Annotated in this window: 13 protein-coding genes and 1 pseudogene; 9 read left to right on the top strand and 5 right to left on the bottom strand. The window is 41.0% G+C overall.

Annotated features, from left to right (window positions below; genetic code table 11):
- Nucleotides 1-414 precede the first annotated feature (414 nt).
- Both SYN7502_RS20625 and SYN7502_RS20620 read left to right on the top strand, forming a co-directional pair.
- Nucleotides 415-915, top strand: coding sequence for a helix-turn-helix domain-containing protein (locus SYN7502_RS20625; protein ID WP_015168934.1), 501 nt, complete (start codon nucleotides 415-417; stop codon nucleotides 913-915).
- Nucleotides 916-917: 2 nt separating this feature from the next.
- The gene (locus tag SYN7502_RS20620) at nucleotides 918-1,484 is read left to right on the top strand and encodes an IS630 family transposase (protein ID WP_015167904.1); all 567 of its coding nucleotides are present in this window, start codon (nucleotides 918-920) and stop codon (nucleotides 1,482-1,484) included.
- Between the two features lie 5 nt (nucleotides 1,485-1,489).
- On the opposite strand, the pseudogene SYN7502_RS11160 reads toward SYN7502_RS20620, so the two are convergent.
- A pseudogene (locus tag SYN7502_RS11160) lies at nucleotides 1,490-2,302 on the bottom strand (transposase); the annotation flags it as partial.
- 259 nt (nucleotides 2,303-2,561) lie between these two features.
- Between SYN7502_RS11160 and SYN7502_RS11155 the strand changes: the two are divergent.
- The 3 genes from SYN7502_RS11155 to SYN7502_RS11145 all read left to right on the top strand — a co-directional run bounded on the left by SYN7502_RS11155 (nucleotide 2,562) and on the right by SYN7502_RS11145 (nucleotide 4,661).
- Nucleotides 2,562-3,707: a geranylgeranyl reductase family protein gene (locus SYN7502_RS11155; RefSeq protein WP_015168932.1), complete on the top strand. Its 1,146-nt coding sequence runs from the start codon at nucleotides 2,562-2,564 to the stop codon at nucleotides 3,705-3,707.
- A 2-nt stretch (nucleotides 3,708-3,709) separates the two neighbouring features.
- The gene (locus SYN7502_RS11150) at nucleotides 3,710-4,180 is read left to right on the top strand and encodes a beta-lactamase inhibitor (BLIP) (RefSeq protein ID WP_015168931.1); all 471 of its coding nucleotides are present in this window, start codon (nucleotides 3,710-3,712) and stop codon (nucleotides 4,178-4,180) included.
- Between the two features lie 187 nt (nucleotides 4,181-4,367).
- A complete protein-coding gene (locus SYN7502_RS11145) occupies nucleotides 4,368-4,661 on the top strand; it encodes a hypothetical protein (RefSeq protein WP_144050205.1) in 294 nt (97 codons plus the stop codon).
- A 27-nt stretch (nucleotides 4,662-4,688) separates the two neighbouring features.
- Here the strand turns inward: SYN7502_RS11145 and fbp are convergent, their stop codons facing one another.
- Nucleotides 4,689-5,726 (bottom strand): class 1 fructose-bisphosphatase, encoded by a 1,038-nt coding sequence (gene fbp / locus SYN7502_RS11140; protein WP_015168929.1) that lies wholly within the window; start codon nucleotides 5,724-5,726, stop codon nucleotides 4,689-4,691.
- 221 nt (nucleotides 5,727-5,947) lie between these two features.
- Between fbp and SYN7502_RS11135 the strand changes: the two genes are divergently transcribed.
- The 3 genes from SYN7502_RS11135 (at nucleotide 5,948) to SYN7502_RS11125 (ending at nucleotide 10,637) form a co-directional block, all read left to right on the top strand.
- Nucleotides 5,948-7,639 carry a DUF3352 domain-containing protein gene (locus SYN7502_RS11135; RefSeq protein WP_144050204.1) on the top strand — a complete coding sequence of 564 codons (1,692 nt, stop codon included), beginning with the start codon at nucleotides 5,948-5,950 and terminating at the stop codon, nucleotides 7,637-7,639.
- Nucleotides 7,640-7,768: 129 nt separating this feature from the next.
- The gene (gene hmpF, locus SYN7502_RS11130) at nucleotides 7,769-9,421 is read left to right on the top strand and encodes a pilus motility taxis protein HmpF (RefSeq protein WP_015168927.1); all 1,653 of its coding nucleotides are present in this window, start codon (nucleotides 7,769-7,771) and stop codon (nucleotides 9,419-9,421) included.
- A gap of 4 nt (nucleotides 9,422-9,425) precedes the next feature.
- The gene (locus tag SYN7502_RS11125; RefSeq protein WP_015168926.1) at nucleotides 9,426-10,637 is read left to right on the top strand and encodes an HD domain-containing protein; all 1,212 of its coding nucleotides are present in this window, start codon (nucleotides 9,426-9,428) and stop codon (nucleotides 10,635-10,637) included.
- 4 nt (nucleotides 10,638-10,641) lie between these two features.
- On the opposite strand, the gene rpsN is transcribed toward SYN7502_RS11125, so the two are convergent.
- From rpsN to SYN7502_RS11110, 3 genes are all read right to left on the bottom strand, one after another.
- Complete coding sequence (gene rpsN / locus SYN7502_RS11120) at nucleotides 10,642-10,947, bottom strand: 30S ribosomal protein S14 (protein WP_015168925.1); 306 nt, start codon at nucleotides 10,945-10,947, stop codon at nucleotides 10,642-10,644.
- Nucleotides 10,948-11,110: 163 nt separating this feature from the next.
- Nucleotides 11,111-12,031, bottom strand: coding sequence for a glycosyltransferase family 2 protein (locus SYN7502_RS11115; protein ID WP_015168924.1), 921 nt, complete (start codon nucleotides 12,029-12,031; stop codon nucleotides 11,111-11,113).
- 64 nt (nucleotides 12,032-12,095) lie between these two features.
- The gene (locus tag SYN7502_RS11110; RefSeq protein WP_015168923.1) at nucleotides 12,096-12,665 is read right to left on the bottom strand and encodes a response regulator; all 570 of its coding nucleotides are present in this window, start codon (nucleotides 12,663-12,665) and stop codon (nucleotides 12,096-12,098) included.
- Nucleotides 12,666-12,857: 192 nt separating this feature from the next.
- Between SYN7502_RS11110 and gatA the strand changes: the two genes are divergently transcribed.
- Entirely contained in the window at nucleotides 12,858-14,321 is a 1,464-nt protein-coding gene (gatA, locus tag SYN7502_RS11105) for an Asp-tRNA(Asn)/Glu-tRNA(Gln) amidotransferase subunit GatA (protein ID WP_015168922.1), read from the top strand.
- The last annotated feature ends 36 nt before the right edge of the window (nucleotides 14,322-14,357 follow it).

Raw genomic sequence — 14,357 nt, 5'->3', positions numbered from 1 at the left:
ATTGACAATGCCCAAAAGCTATACCTATTAATACCCCTAGCCAATAATGTCTCATCAATGGCATTGAGGGGGTCAGCGGTTCGAATCCGCTTAGCTCCATTGGCTGGGGAGCCATAACTGGTAAGGCTTTTGGGAGTTCCAAGTAACTTCTAAAAGATCATTCTTCAACAAGACATATGAATACGATCTTTTAAGGGTGATTTGGGTTGTAAAATCACCCCAATATTTGACCCGATGAAAATTACCATAGAGTATCACGATGGTAGGCTAAGAACTAGTTTAAACAATACATTCAAATTAAGCTCTAAATTTTGGTTTATCTCTTATTACTAGAATGAGTTTTAGGTATTATACCAAATCGAAGAGTATAGGCTACAGATGGTATAAATATATAAACCGAGTTCAAAGAAAAAAATGGCAGGAGTATACAAATTAGAGATCAAAGAAAGTGAAGAAGAGCTAAAACATATGCTGAGAGTGCAAAAGACCGCATCAGATAAAGAAAGAATTCAGATGCTGTATCTGTTAAAAACAAAACAAGCAAGCACAATCCAGACAGCATCGACAATACTGGGACGGCATCGAGTTACATTGCAAGATTGGTTAGGGAATTATCGCAAAGGGGGAATAGTAGGACTATTAGGACATAAACCTAGAACAGGGCGAAAACAGAGTATTCCACAATGGGCGCAGAAAGCATTGATAAAAAAGCTGGAAGAAGCAGAAGGCTTTGAAAGTTATGGGCAGATCTGCCAATGGTTAGAGAACCAATTAGGAATCAAATCAAACTATAAAACTGTGCATTATCTAGTCCGATATCGGCTGAAAGCCAGACCGAAAGTGACACGTCCAGTCAGCGCAGGAAAGTCAGAAGAGCAAGTAGAAGCATATAAAAAAACCTTGCCAGTATTATAAGCATGATTGCCTGGTTCGGCATTAATATAATCGGACTAAATGGCAAAGTGAGATTCTTTTGTCAAGATGAAACACGAATTGGGTTAAAGACAATTAGTGGAAGGAAGATCACAGCAAGAGGAGTCAAACCCAAAGGTAAAGTTCAGTGGCAGTTTAAGGCAACTTACCTCTATCGAATTGTAGAACCATCAACAGGGGAAAGCTTTTTCTATGAATTTACTCACCTTAATAGTGAATGCTTCCAAGTATTTCTGAACTTAGTAAGCGCATATTTTCAAGGTGACATCATCGTTATGCAAGTGGATCAAGCAGGAGCACACAGAGCAAAACGGTTAAAGATTCCTAAAAATATTATTTTGCTATTTCAGCCTGCCCATGCACCTGAGACTAATCCCATTGAAAGAGTGTGGCAGCATTTCAAATTAGGGTTGAGGTGGAAACTGCCAAAAGATCTTGACCAGTTGCGTGCATTAATGCGGGAAAGGTTAGAAGTTATGACTCAGGAGGTAATTGCTTCGATTGTTGGGTGGGATTATATTTTAGAGGCTTTATCTGTAGCTCGTATTTAAAGTTTGGTATTATAATCCTTAAAATGAGGTTCAATCCCCCCAAAGCGTCTGCCATAGAGAGCAAAGGTCAGCAACGAGGGGGGAATATTGCTAAGGACAACCCACGAACCATTAGCCATTGATAGATTTGCTGTGACTAGGTGGCAATTAATATGACTCAATACTGTGACATTGGGAATCAAATAAGCTTGCTCTGTAGGTGGGATCAGTTGTTCTACACTTTTAGTCTTACCTCTCGATAAAGTCACTTGTAGATTAGTCTTTGCCCGAATTGCCCATGACCATTGATTGTGCTGAAGCCAACGTATTAATTCTCCGTGTTCAAACCCTCGGTCGGCTAGCAAAGTGACATTACTCTGGGCTGGTAATACGGTGAGGACTTGTTCTAGCACTGGACGATAATGCTCAAACCCAACTGTGGCACTACCATGTTCTAGAACTACTTGCGCTAGGCTTATCGATCTTCCTCCCCAAATTAAGCATACTTCTATCAAACAAAATTTATCCCACAGTACACTTGTGTCTAGAACTAGTTCTAACGATGCTCCTACAAATGCTTGCAGAAAGTTCTTCAGCAGTGAGTTATAAAATGTTTCAGCGATAATGTGTGGGTTATGGACAAGGTAGTTTAGTCTTTCCATTTGACTTCTTGCTTTGCAGTTCCGATGGCTTAAGTACGGTAGCCAATGGCTCAAGCAGGCACTTTTTGATTGGAGTATGGCTGCTACTGCCTCGGAAAATCCTTGGAGATGTCTTTGATCTTTTGGCTTAATCCATTGACGCAGTTGTGTTTGTAGCTGAAGATAGAGGTGGGGCATTGCATTAGAACTTTTGTTGGAGAACTTGAGTATCTCATGTTTTACCCCTTTCCCTGTCTCATTATGAAAACCAGTGTCTGTCAACCCTTTTAAGACTTTTCTGCACCACTAAGCTTTAGGCCTTAGCTTTAAAATGAACATAAATCCAAAACATTATTGGCTGAATTGCCAGATATAGCTATACTCTATTGATCGATTATACTGATAAATTATTAAGCCTAGTTAACTCCAGTAAATTGACCTCACGCAGTTTTTAAGTATGTACGATTGTATCGTTGTTGGAGCAGGTCCATCCGGTGGTTCAGCCGCTTACCATCTGGCAAAGCACAAGCATTCCGTATTAGTGCTAGAAAAAGAGTTGCTACCTCGCTATAAACCCTGTGGTGGTGGGGTTCCGCCTTCTGTCCAGCGTTGGTTTGATTTTGATTTTAAGCCCGCAGTTTCTTTAACTGTCAATCAAGTGCGCTATACATGGCAAATGGGTGATCCACAGTTAGTAGAGTTAGGTTTAGCTGAACCAATGTGGATGGTACGACGGGATATATTTGACCATCATCTAATTAAAGAGGCACAGAAACTAGGGGCAGAAGTTAGAGACAATACCGAAGTTACAGGAATTAAATGGCAGAGCGATCGCTGGCTAGTCACAGTTAAAAATGCTGATCAAACTGAAGTCTTAGAAGCAAAATATTTAATTGCTGCGGATGGGGCTAGGGGTTCAATGGCAAAATGGCTAGGTTTCAAAGAACGCAAGAAACGCATGGGTGCTGCCCTAGAAGTAGAGGCAAAAGTAGATACAAATAATGATGCCACTCTCCACTTTGACTTTGGTGCAGTGAATAATGGTTATATTTGGAACTTTCCTAAAGCTGATGGCTACTCCATTGGCATCGGCACATTTAGGGGTGGAGAAGAGAAACAGAACCTAAAAGAAATTGCTCAAGAATATGCTCAGACTTTTGGTGTTGACCTATCGGCGATTAAACAATATGGTCATCCATTATGTCTCTGGGATGGAGATATGCCACTCCATACTCAAAATGCCCTATTAACCGGAGAAGCTGCCTGTATTGTCGATCCATTCACAGCTGAAGGTATCCGCCCTGCTTTATTTACGGGGATGTTAGCGGCACAGGCGATCGCCCACAGCTTAAATGGTGATAGGGAAGCCCTAAAAAACTATACAAAAAGAGTGCAAGAAGAATGGGGAGCAGATATGGCATGGGCGCAAAGACTAGCAGGGTTATTTTATCGAGTTCCCAAGTTTGCCTATAAAGTGGGGATTAAACGACCTGCTGCCACTAAACGCATGGGAAAACTTCTATCGGGGGAAGAACGCTACCGAGATATTGCCGATGCTGCCATTAAACGCTTAACTAAGGGATTAATTCCGGGTATGGGGTAAGCATGAAACCAACCTACGAGCCAATTGAGAACAAGCCAAAGCCAATTAAAATTACTCCTAATTACAACCGCAGCTATCCATTCTTTCTGGTGGGTTTAGTAATTGTGACTTTTGGATTGATGGTAGGTACCGTGATCAAATTAGTTTTTACGGTTTCTCAACCATTAAACTCTGAGATAAATTCTAAAGCTTCCACTTCTGAAGTTGGATCACTAGTTAAAATAAACTCTGATACTAACTCTGATCGATCTGCCTCTGATGTAGTTGATGTCATCTCCTTGGCTAAGTTTAATCAAATCCAAAATGGCATGACCATTCAGCAAGTGCAAGAGTTAATCGGTAACTCAGGAAAATTAGTAACCACTAGCAATGACGATAAACTGTATCAATGGCAAAATCCTCAGGGTAGCAACGCCATAGTTGAATTTAAGCGAGATCAAGTGATTTCTAAATCTCAAGCAGGCTTGAAGTGACCATGATTTAAATCACACAAATCGCAGCTTAGAATCTCATGATCTTATATTGCAAAATCACACTACAATTTGGGCAATTGATAGACTATATATACAAGGATTTAATTGGCTGATGTTAGTCAATTACACAAAAGCAATGAGACTCAGACTGGTTATATTAGCTACGCTTGCTTTAATTTTGAACTTAATGACTATATCCCCTGCTAAAGCCGAAGTGGGAATGGCGGCGGCAACCTCAAACGCTCAGACTATGGCTAAAATTGGTTGCTCTCAAAAACTATGTCAATCATTTAAGTTTGTTGAGGAAATGGCTCCCATATTTATTAATGTGGGAAACAATATTAAATCACACATTTTCTTTCGCCAAGATTTGGGCGATCGCCTATTTAATCTAAATCCAAAATCTGGAGTAGCCTGTTTAATAGATGGGGAAGGTTCATTGGACGGCTCCATTACCTGTGGACTTTTAGATAAATATTAATCTGGGTATTTAATCTAGGTCTTGAATTTAGCCATTAGCCCGGGTTTGGAGAAAGGACAACACTAAATCCACATCCTTCGTGCTACCAATAATTAAGGGCGTACGGGCATGGAGTCTATCTGGAATTACGTCCAAAATTGCTTCGGTTCCAGTAGTGGCTTTACCTCCCGCTTGGGTGATTAAATAAGCTAAGGGGGCAGATTCATAGAGTAGGCGCAGCTTGCCATCGGGATGTCCTTGGGAACCTGGATAGAGAAATACCCCACCTTGAAATAAAATACGGTGAATATCAGCAACTAATGCACCTGAGTACCTTGCTGAGTAACCCGGTTGTTTATGTACATGGCGGATATATTCACGCATACCCTCATCCCATTGCCAAAAGTTGCCCTCGTTAATACTGTAGGTAGAGCCATGATCGGGAATACGAATATTTTCTGAAGATAAAATAAATTCACCTAAGCTGGGATCGAGCGTAAACGCATGGACTCCTTTGCCAATACTATATACAAACATAGTACTAGAGCCATAGAGAACATAACCTGCTCCTACTTGCTGATGTCCTGACTGGAGTAAATCTAGTGCCTCCCCTGTCTCATCTATGCCCTGTTGCTGCCGAATTGAAAAAATTGTACCTACAGCCAAGTTAGTGTCAATATTACCAGAGCCATCAATGGGATCAAAAAGTAGGGTATAGCGTCCAATAGGGCAGTTTTCGGGGATATAGTAAGGTTTTTCCATTTCCTCGGAAGCAAGGCGACATACTAACCCACTTTGTTCAAAGGCACGGATAAATACACGGTTGGCGTACTGATCCATTTTTTTTACAGCCTCACCTTGAACATTGATCTCTCCAGTGACTCCGAGGGCATCTGCTGCCAGTCCAGCTTGGCTGAGTTCACGGGCAATCATTTTACCTGCTAGGGCAATTCTTCCCATTAACAGGCTTAGATCGTAAGCATCAGCAGAAAAGTCTCCCGATTGGGATAAAACGTGACGGGTTAGGGTGGTGAAGTCTCGACTGAGGGTTGTTTCTTGAGCTTGGTTAAGTTCTATATTACTCATAATCAATAACTCTTAATTTGCTTAACTTTCTCCTTAACTATACCAGTGGGCTTTAAAGCTTGTGTTTTCCTCAGGAAATCCTTAGCCTTCATTCATCTCAAAAGTTGAGGGTATTAAAAGTGCCAAATCGACCTAAACTGTTGTTAGATAAATCTTGCAAAGTAATTAGTATTATTGGTTACACTCGGGCAAACTGGGAAATAAAACTGGAAAATCAAACAATGAAGCAAAAATCATTTTTTGTTGGTCTGACGATCGCCGCAATAATATTATCGGTACTGAGTATATTCAGTGTCTCCAAAGTATTTAGTGCTAATCCTCAAAATTTATTTACGAATCTGCAACCCCAAGCTGCCCAATTTTTACCCAAGCGATCGCCTCTAGTTGCTTCATTTTTATTTAATCCTGAACAGCTAAATCTAGCAGCAAAACTAGCAACCAAGGTGAATGATCGGCGTAATTTTGATCAAGAGATTAGTCAATTAAAGAAACAATTGCAACAAACTTGGTACCTAAACTACGAACAAGATATTAAGCCTTGGCTCGGTGCCGAAGTTACCCTTGCTGTAACCACCCCAGATTTGGATCGAGACCCCAAAAATGGCTTACAGGCAGGATACTTAATTGCCCTTGCTACTCAGAAACCAGAATTGGCACAAAAGTATTTAGATCGGTTTTGGCAAAAACAAGCAAAATCTGGAGCAGACCTAGCCTTTGAGCAGTATCAAGGTGTTTCTTTGATTTCTACGACAATTTCTACTACCGATAGCCGAGCGATCGCTAATGCCAAAGTAGGAAAGTTTATATTATTTGCCAATGATGTCAGTGTGATCCGTAATGCTATTAATAACCTCCAATCACCTAGCCTTGCTCTAGCTAGCAGTCCCGAATATCAAAATAGCCTCCAACAACTAACCAATCAAGGATTTGCGATCGCTTACCTCAATCCCAGTGAAATTCAAGGTTTATTAGGATCAGAAAAATTAGAAGGTTTAACCGAAAAATTACCCATAACTCTGACAATTGGACTACAAAGTAATGATCTAGGGATAAAAGCCGAGACAATTCTAGCCCTTGGTGGAAAAACTGCCATCTCTGCATCTGGTTCCCACGACAACATGGATATATTGAAATATATTTCCGGTGGTAGTTCTTTATTAGTGGGTCATAATTTAGCCCAAACCTTAGCCAGTATTTCTGATCGCCCGCCCCTGATTCCAGCAGGACTTCAAACAGGAATTGATAAGGTCACTCAAAGCCTAGACTTTATCCTTGCTCCCGAAAATTTAAGTTGGATTCAGGATCAATATGCGATCGCCATTCCCAAGGAATCTAACTCCAATAGCTGGCTCCTAGTTATTGAAGCTAAAAATTTTCAGCAAGCTTCATCTGCCTTGGCAGAACTTGATAATAATGCCCGCACTAAATCTAAATTTACCGTTGGTGAAATTCAAATCAATAATCAACCACTCACCCTTTGGACTAAGCTTGCCCCTAGTGCCACGGATCGAATTGTCACTGGTAAGGTAGCCTTAGCACACACAGAACTTAATTCTGCTACTGAATCTATTAATAAATCCGCTATTCAAAAGTATGTATTGATTTCCAACTCGATCGCAACTATTCAAGCGGCACTAACCCAGCCCTCGATCCTTGAAACCGATCCCGTCTTTAAGGCGATCGCTAATGTTATTGGTACTCAAAACGGGTTAGCTTATCTGAGCGCTCAACATTTACGCAGTCTTTTAACCCTAGAGCCACCTATCTTGCCCTTGAGTCTTTTACAAAATCGTATTCAAAGTCTAGCGATTGCTAATACTAAAATTGTGTCAGAGGCAGATACAACTTTTTTAAATGGACAAATGATTCTAAACTGGGCAAAACCTAAAGATATATCAGGGCAGAAGCTGTGACTTTCCTTCAAAATTTTCCTTTAAAGTAGTCAATACCAAACAAAATTTTGGAATGAGTGGTGTAAACTGACGTACATTGGTTAGTATGTAGGTACTCCCCAGATAGCAAAGACAGGAGAATTAGGCAGCGTGCAGTACTTGGCGGAACTCAAAAAAGAAAAGGCATTTGTTGGTGTTAAAACAGAGGTTAAACTTCTAGCACGTAACACTTCTGACAATAACTGGCAAGGCATCAGCAATGATGAAACTCTTCCTATCCCTGATAGTAATCAGGTGAGAGACCTCAAAGATGGACAAATGGTATTAGTAGATGTTGCAGGTAAAAACATTCAAAATGTCCAAGACGCTTCTAAGCGTTTAGTCCTACTCTTACAAAATTTTTCCCGACTGCAAGATAAATTTAAACAGGGTGAAGAAGAAATTGAGCAATGGAAACAATCCCTTAACTATCAAAGCCAAGAACTCCATCGTCGAGAAGTTGAACTAGCAGATCGAGAGCAGGAGCTAGAGCAAATTGAAATCCGTCGCAAAGAAGCAGAAGAAGCGCAGGCGATCGCTAAGGGAGAAAGGGCTGAAATCGAGAGAATGCGCCAGCAACTAGAAAAAGAACGACGAGAATTTGACATTGAGTCGGCGGTGATCACCCAAGAGCAAGCAGATTATCTCAGGGATGTAACTACTCGAATATCAAATTTTTTCATTGGTACTGATTTTCTGTACCATCAAATCGGCTCCTGTTTGGACTTGCTCTATGATCGCCAATCCATCCTCAATGATTTTTGGCATTACCTAGATTCCATTCGTAACTTTCAAACTGATTTAGACAGCGAAATTCAAGAACTTAACTATCGCAAACAGCAAGTGATCCAAACCCAAAATCGGGTAGTAGATTTTCAAGCTGAATTAAAAGCTGATGAAGAATTAGTAAAAGCTAGGGAATCAACCGCATCGATCCTGCGATCGCAAATTATTGGACAACAACGACTTGCCGATCAATTAAACCAACTCATCGCCAGCTATGGAGGTACCGTTGATGATGTACTTGATCCTGCTGAAGTAAGACGACTAGAGCAAATGTCCACCGATGACTTGGAAATGGAAATTAATCTATTGCAGCAGGAATTTGACAAGGCAGCTAGGGCTGTTGGGGAACAAGAAGATGAGTTGGCTGCCCTAGAAGGCGAAATTGCCGAACTCCAAATTCAAATTGACAATGCTACTGGTGCTGAAAAGTTTGAACTAGAGGGTTCCAAGGAATTGGCTGAAGAAAATTATCAGTTCTTGGAAGCTAGTGTCTCAGGGATGAGGTCTAATATGCTAGAGCGTCAGGCAATCTTAAACCAACAAAGGGCAATCCTTGATCGTCGTCAGGGGATAGATACCAGTGATGACCCTGCCCAAAAGCTCAAGCCAATTTTAGCTACGGTCGAAGCGGAAAAATCCAACCAAGAATCCAAACTTCGAGAAGTTACCTACGAACTGGACAATGCGAGGTCTATATTTAGGCAAAAACAAGAAGCATTTAGTCGTTTATCCCTTGAGTACGAAAAACAAAAGCAAGAATTGGAAGTAGCGGAAGTAGCCCTGAGAGATAAAGTGCGGATCAATACCGAAGTTGGTACAAATGACCGAATTCTTCAACCTGTTCAGGATATTGTCGATACCCTACGTCAGCAAATGGAGGCAATTGTCCATGATGCCAACCAAGCACAAACAGAACAAGCTCCACAGCAGTTAATTGAAAACCTTCAGCAAATGATTAATAGCCTAGTACCTAGTTAGCTCTATGAAATCTCGAACCTATCATGATCCTTTACATGGGGCGATTACCCTCAACGGGAGTGATCAGGTTGAATCTCTGCTAATTAAATTAATTGATACCCCAGAATTTCAGCGATTAAGGCGGATTCGGCAACTAGATACTGCTAACCTCACTTTTCATAGCGGCGAAGGCTCAAGGTTTACCCATTCCCTTGGGGTGATGGCTTTGACTAGACGGGCATTTGATCACCTAGTCGATCAGTATCCCAGTTTAAAACCGCATCGATGTATCGTCCTAGTGGCAGCTTTATTACATGATCTTGGACATGGAGCATTTAGCCACGCTGGGGAAGAAATATTTGGTAGTCAGCATGAATTTTGGACTATAAAACTGATCCAAGAGTCGAGTATCTACGATATTTTGTATACATTTGATCCCGAATTACCAGCAAACCTTGAACTGGTTTTTACTAAAAAATATCCTGTAACCGTAATTTCCCAGTTGGTTTCCAGTCAGCTTGATTGCGATCGCCTAGATTATTTACAACGGGATGGCTATTTTACGGGAGCGCAGTACGGGCATTTAGACTTGGATCGCATTCTCCTAGCATTAAATTATGATCCAGATTCCCAAAGTTTAGTAATTACAAAAAAGGGACTAGTAGCGATCGAACATTATTTGACTGTGCGTTACTTTATGTATGTACAGGTGTATAACCATCCTAAAAATTTAGCGGCAAGGTTTGGCTTAGGCAAAATCTTTGAACGGGCGAGGGTTGTACTAGCTACTAAAAGTCTTCCCGCCGATAAAACTGTAACTGCATGGCTGACCCAAGACCTGCAAACCTTAGATATTAAAGATTACTTAGCTGCAGATGACATAGTTTTTATGTATCACATTCACCTGTGGAAAAATCACGAGGATCAAATATTAGCTGATCTATGTCGGCGGATTCAAGACCGAGACTTGTTTAAAGGCAGTGAAATCACTAATCTTGAAGATATCGAAGAATACATTCAGCAATGGCAGCAGAAGCTAGAAACTATTGGCTTTGATCCTCAATATTACTGTGGAATTCGTGAAGCTTTAACTAAAGGATATACCCTATATCAACAGGGAATTGCGGTTAAGACAAATGAAGGATTGCAAGAAATTAGCCAAATATCATCTTTAGTTAAAACCTTAGTTCAACCCATGCGAAAAAAGTGGCTAATTCACCCTAAACTTGCTAACTAGATGCTTACCAACTAGATTTGGTGACACCGGGTAAAAGCCCTTGGTGTGCCATTTCCCGCAGCACATGGCGAGATAAGCCAAAATCTCTATAATAACCACGAGACCTGCCAGTTAGCCAGCAACGATTTCTTAATCTAGTCGGCGCACTGTTGCGTGGTAGTTGTTGCAGTTCACGATGCAATGTTATTCTTTGTTGCTGGGACAAACTTAAATCTTCTAGTTGATCCTTAAGAGTTGCCCGCTTAGTGGCATATTTATCTACTAATTTTTGGCGCTTTTTCTCGCGCTCGATCATGCTTTTCTTAGCCATGTTTAATTTAAAGCTTTAATTATGACGGCTTACTATAGTAACTAATTTTTAGAATTAGAGCAAATTTATTTCTGCAATTCCAGTAATTCTAAGAGTTCTGATTATGCAAAATTCCTTTTGGTCACTTTTTTGACTTTATCCGCTCAAAAATATATTGGATAAGTTAATTTGCTCGTTTTAGCTCTTGATCCCAGTTGGCATACATCCAGCAGACATTGTACCAATTCATATAGATACGGAAAATTTCCATTGCCACTTCAGATTTATTACTAGCGATTAACCATTGTAATAGTGGTCTAAGGGAGCGATCGTTGATTAAACCACCTAGAGTTAATAGACCCCACAGTGCTAAATGTAAAGGTGTTCTTTGAATCATTAATGCCACATTGAGGGTAGGATGCTTTTGATAAAACTTTACTGCCATTCTGCCTCTTTGCTCTTCCGCATTTAGTAGGCGGGGGATTTGACTTAAATTAAATGGGGCATGATAGTGATAACCCAATGCCTTGGCACACTTAATTAGCTTGAGGTTTAGCTTTCTCAGGCGTACTCCTAACTCTAAATCTTCCCAACCGTATTCATTGAATTCAGGATCAAATTTACCTGCTTCTATTAACCATTTTTTGGTGATCGCCGCATTGCAAGTGTCAAAATAGGCTCCGGGAAAAAATACAAAATCTGACCTTTCCGCAGTCGGATCATCAAAGTTAGCGGTATTGATTAATCTGCCATAGGTGAAAGCCCGATCTTCATTGGCAAGAGACTCAGCATGACCTGCTAAAAAGTCTGGAGTTACAATAATATCGCTATCAACAAAAACAATGTATTCGCCTTGGGCTGAATCTATACCTAGGTTACGAGCGGCGGCAGCAGCAGCATGATTTTGTTGTAAGACTTTGACATGGGGAAACTGCTCAGGATGTGATCGCAAAAAAGATACAGTATCATCGGTGGAACCATCATCAACTACTAGGATTTCATAGCTTTGATCAAAGTCTTGATGTTCTAGGGCAGTTAAACACTTTTTTAGAATACTCAAACGATTGTAAGTAGGGATGACTACTGACCATTTGGGCTGATCCATTATTTTGGTGCAATTATTGGGGATTTGTCTAAGTTAATTGTTCAATTTAAGATAGAGGAAATTTTTATGAGAGTTTTTGTTTAATAAAGTTAACAAGTTGTTGCAGTTGCTTATGCTGACTTAATAATTGTTGCTCTAGAGTTTTGACCTTTGTTTCTAGGGCAGTTACACGGCTTAATAGAACTGGATCGGCTCCAGATGCGGTAATTTGGGTTTGGGTCTGATCGTGAACCAGTCCTATGGGTGGACGCTTACGGGAAAGTACAACTGCTTTTTTAATTGCAGCCATTAGTTCTTTTTGGTCAATCGGTTTTTCTACAAATACTAGATACTTATCATCAAACGGCTCAGGGATTTTGCTGGTTACCTCTTCTTTGCGTCCCGACATAATCACCAGTGGGGTTCGACTGAGGACAGGGTCTTGCTGAAGCTGTTCATACACCTCAAATCCACTCATGCGGGGCAGAATGAAGTCCAAAATAATTAGCCAAGGTTTATTCTGTTTGGCTGCTTCTAGTCCCTTGATTCCATCTGCTGCTTCTATTATTTCAAAGCTTTCTTGCGGTAACATGTCACGTACCATGTTCCGAATTACTCGGCTATCATCAATCACCAGTATTTTGTTTGCTGCCACTGTGTAAGTAGGTAAAGTAAATAATTAAGCGATCATGCCTTTACTTTAGCGTAGAAATGAGCTCTTGTCATCAACTTGTCCTTGGGCGGGTGGTTTTAAGATTTAAGTGATTTCTGGGTTAGGATCATAACCACTAAAGACTCTATGATTAGGTCTATAACTAAATTAATTAACGTAAGCTGCAAATTTATAATGTTATCCATTAAAGAAATCCATAAGTTGCTGACCAATGGCGATCGCACAGCCGTAGAAATTACCCAAGAGCATTTAGCGCAAATCCATAAATTAGAGCCGCAGTTACATAGTTTTGTTACAGTTACAGATGAATTGGCGATCGCTCAGGCACAAAAAATAGATAACAAAATTGCTGCGGGCGAGGCTATACCTTTACTGGCAGGAGTACCCATAGGCATTAAAGATAACTTATGTACGCAAGGGGTTGCTACAACCTGTGGTTCTAAAATGCTGCAAAACTTTATTCCTCCCTACGAATCTACCGTAACCCAGAAATTAGGGAATTTAGGGGCAGTGATGGTGGGTAAGACCAATCTGGATGAATTTGCCATGGGCGGTTCTACAGAAACCTCAGCTATGGGTGGAACTGCTAATCCTTGGGATGTCTCTAGAGTCCCTGGCGGGTCTTCAGGCGGTTCGGCGGCAGCAGTATCAGCAGGGGAATGTATAGTTGCGGTTGGCTCAGATACAGGTGGTTCAATTCGTCAGCCTGCGTCCTTTTGTGGCGTAGTTGGGATTAAGCCCACCTATGGTCTAGTTTCACGGTTTGGGTTAGTAGCCTTTGCATCTTCCTTGGATCAAGTTGGCTCCTTTGGTCGTTCTGTGGAGGATACAGCAATTTTATTAGAGGCGATCGCTGGCTATGATCCCAAAGACTCTACCAGTATTAACGTTGATATTCCGAAATATTCAGAATTGCTAACTCCCGATCTCACCCAGTCCCTCAAAGGTAAAAAGGTTGGAGTAATTACAGAAACCTTTGGTGAAGGCTTAAATTCCGAAGTAGATGCAGCAGTGAGAACAGCGATCGCCCATTTAGAAAGTATGGGTGCCGAGATTCAAGAAATTTCCTGTCCCAGGTTTCGCTATGGTTTGCCAACTTACTACATTATTGCTCCTTCAGAGGCTTCGGCAAATTTGGCACGGTACGATGGGGTGAAGTATGGGCTAAGGGATGAGTCGGCGGACAATTTATTGAATATGTATTGCCAAACCCGTGAACAAGGATTTGGGGCAGAAGTCAAACGCCGAATTATGATCGGCACCTATGTTCTATCGGCGGGATATTACGATGCTTATTATCTAAAGGCACAAAAGGTAAGAACTTTGATTAAGCGGGACTTTGATCAAGCATTTGCATCGGTGGATATTTTGGTTTCTCCCACCGCCCCAACTACTGCTTTTAAGTCTGGAACAAACTCAGAAGACCCTCTAAGCATGTATCTTTTAGACTTGATGACGATCCCTGTGAATTTAGCAGGCTTGCCGGGATTAAGTTTGCCCTGTGGTTTTGATGCCCAAGGTCTGCCCATTGGTTTACAGATGGTTAGTAATGTTTTGCGGGAAGGACTATTATTACAAGTTGCCTATGCCTATGAGCAATCCACGAAATGGCACAAGCGATCGCCTATGATTTCGTAGGTAGTGGTTTAAAAACTATGGATAAATCTGTAACAC

The sequence above is a fragment of the Synechococcus sp. PCC 7502 genome (genome assembly GCF_000317085.1).
GTDB lineage: Bacteria > Cyanobacteriota > Cyanobacteriia > Pseudanabaenales > Pseudanabaenaceae > PCC-7502.
Note: the sequence above shows the minus strand (reverse complement) of the source record. Positions and strands in the feature narration are given on the sequence as shown.

Coding starts and splice junctions, on each gene's coding strand:
- SYN7502_RS20625 (WP_015168934.1), top strand. CDS start 415: ATGGCAGGAGTATACAAATTAGAGATCAAAGAAAGTGAAGAAGAGCTA.
- SYN7502_RS20620 (WP_015167904.1), top strand. CDS start 918: ATGATTGCCTGGTTCGGCATTAATATAATCGGACTAAATGGCAAAGTG.
- SYN7502_RS11155 (WP_015168932.1), top strand. CDS start 2,562: ATGTACGATTGTATCGTTGTTGGAGCAGGTCCATCCGGTGGTTCAGCC.
- SYN7502_RS11150 (WP_015168931.1), top strand. CDS start 3,710: ATGAAACCAACCTACGAGCCAATTGAGAACAAGCCAAAGCCAATTAAA.
- SYN7502_RS11145 (WP_144050205.1), top strand. CDS start 4,368: ATGACTATATCCCCTGCTAAAGCCGAAGTGGGAATGGCGGCGGCAACC.
- fbp (WP_015168929.1), bottom strand. CDS start 5,726: ATGAGTAATATAGAACTTAACCAAGCTCAAGAAACAACCCTCAGTCGA.
- SYN7502_RS11135 (WP_144050204.1), top strand. CDS start 5,948: ATGAAGCAAAAATCATTTTTTGTTGGTCTGACGATCGCCGCAATAATA.
- SYN7502_RS11125 (WP_015168926.1), top strand. CDS start 9,426: ATGAAATCTCGAACCTATCATGATCCTTTACATGGGGCGATTACCCTC.
- rpsN (WP_015168925.1), bottom strand. CDS start 10,947: ATGGCTAAGAAAAGCATGATCGAGCGCGAGAAAAAGCGCCAAAAATTA.
- SYN7502_RS11115 (WP_015168924.1), bottom strand. CDS start 12,031: ATGGATCAGCCCAAATGGTCAGTAGTCATCCCTACTTACAATCGTTTG.
- gatA (WP_015168922.1), top strand. CDS start 12,858: ATGTTATCCATTAAAGAAATCCATAAGTTGCTGACCAATGGCGATCGC.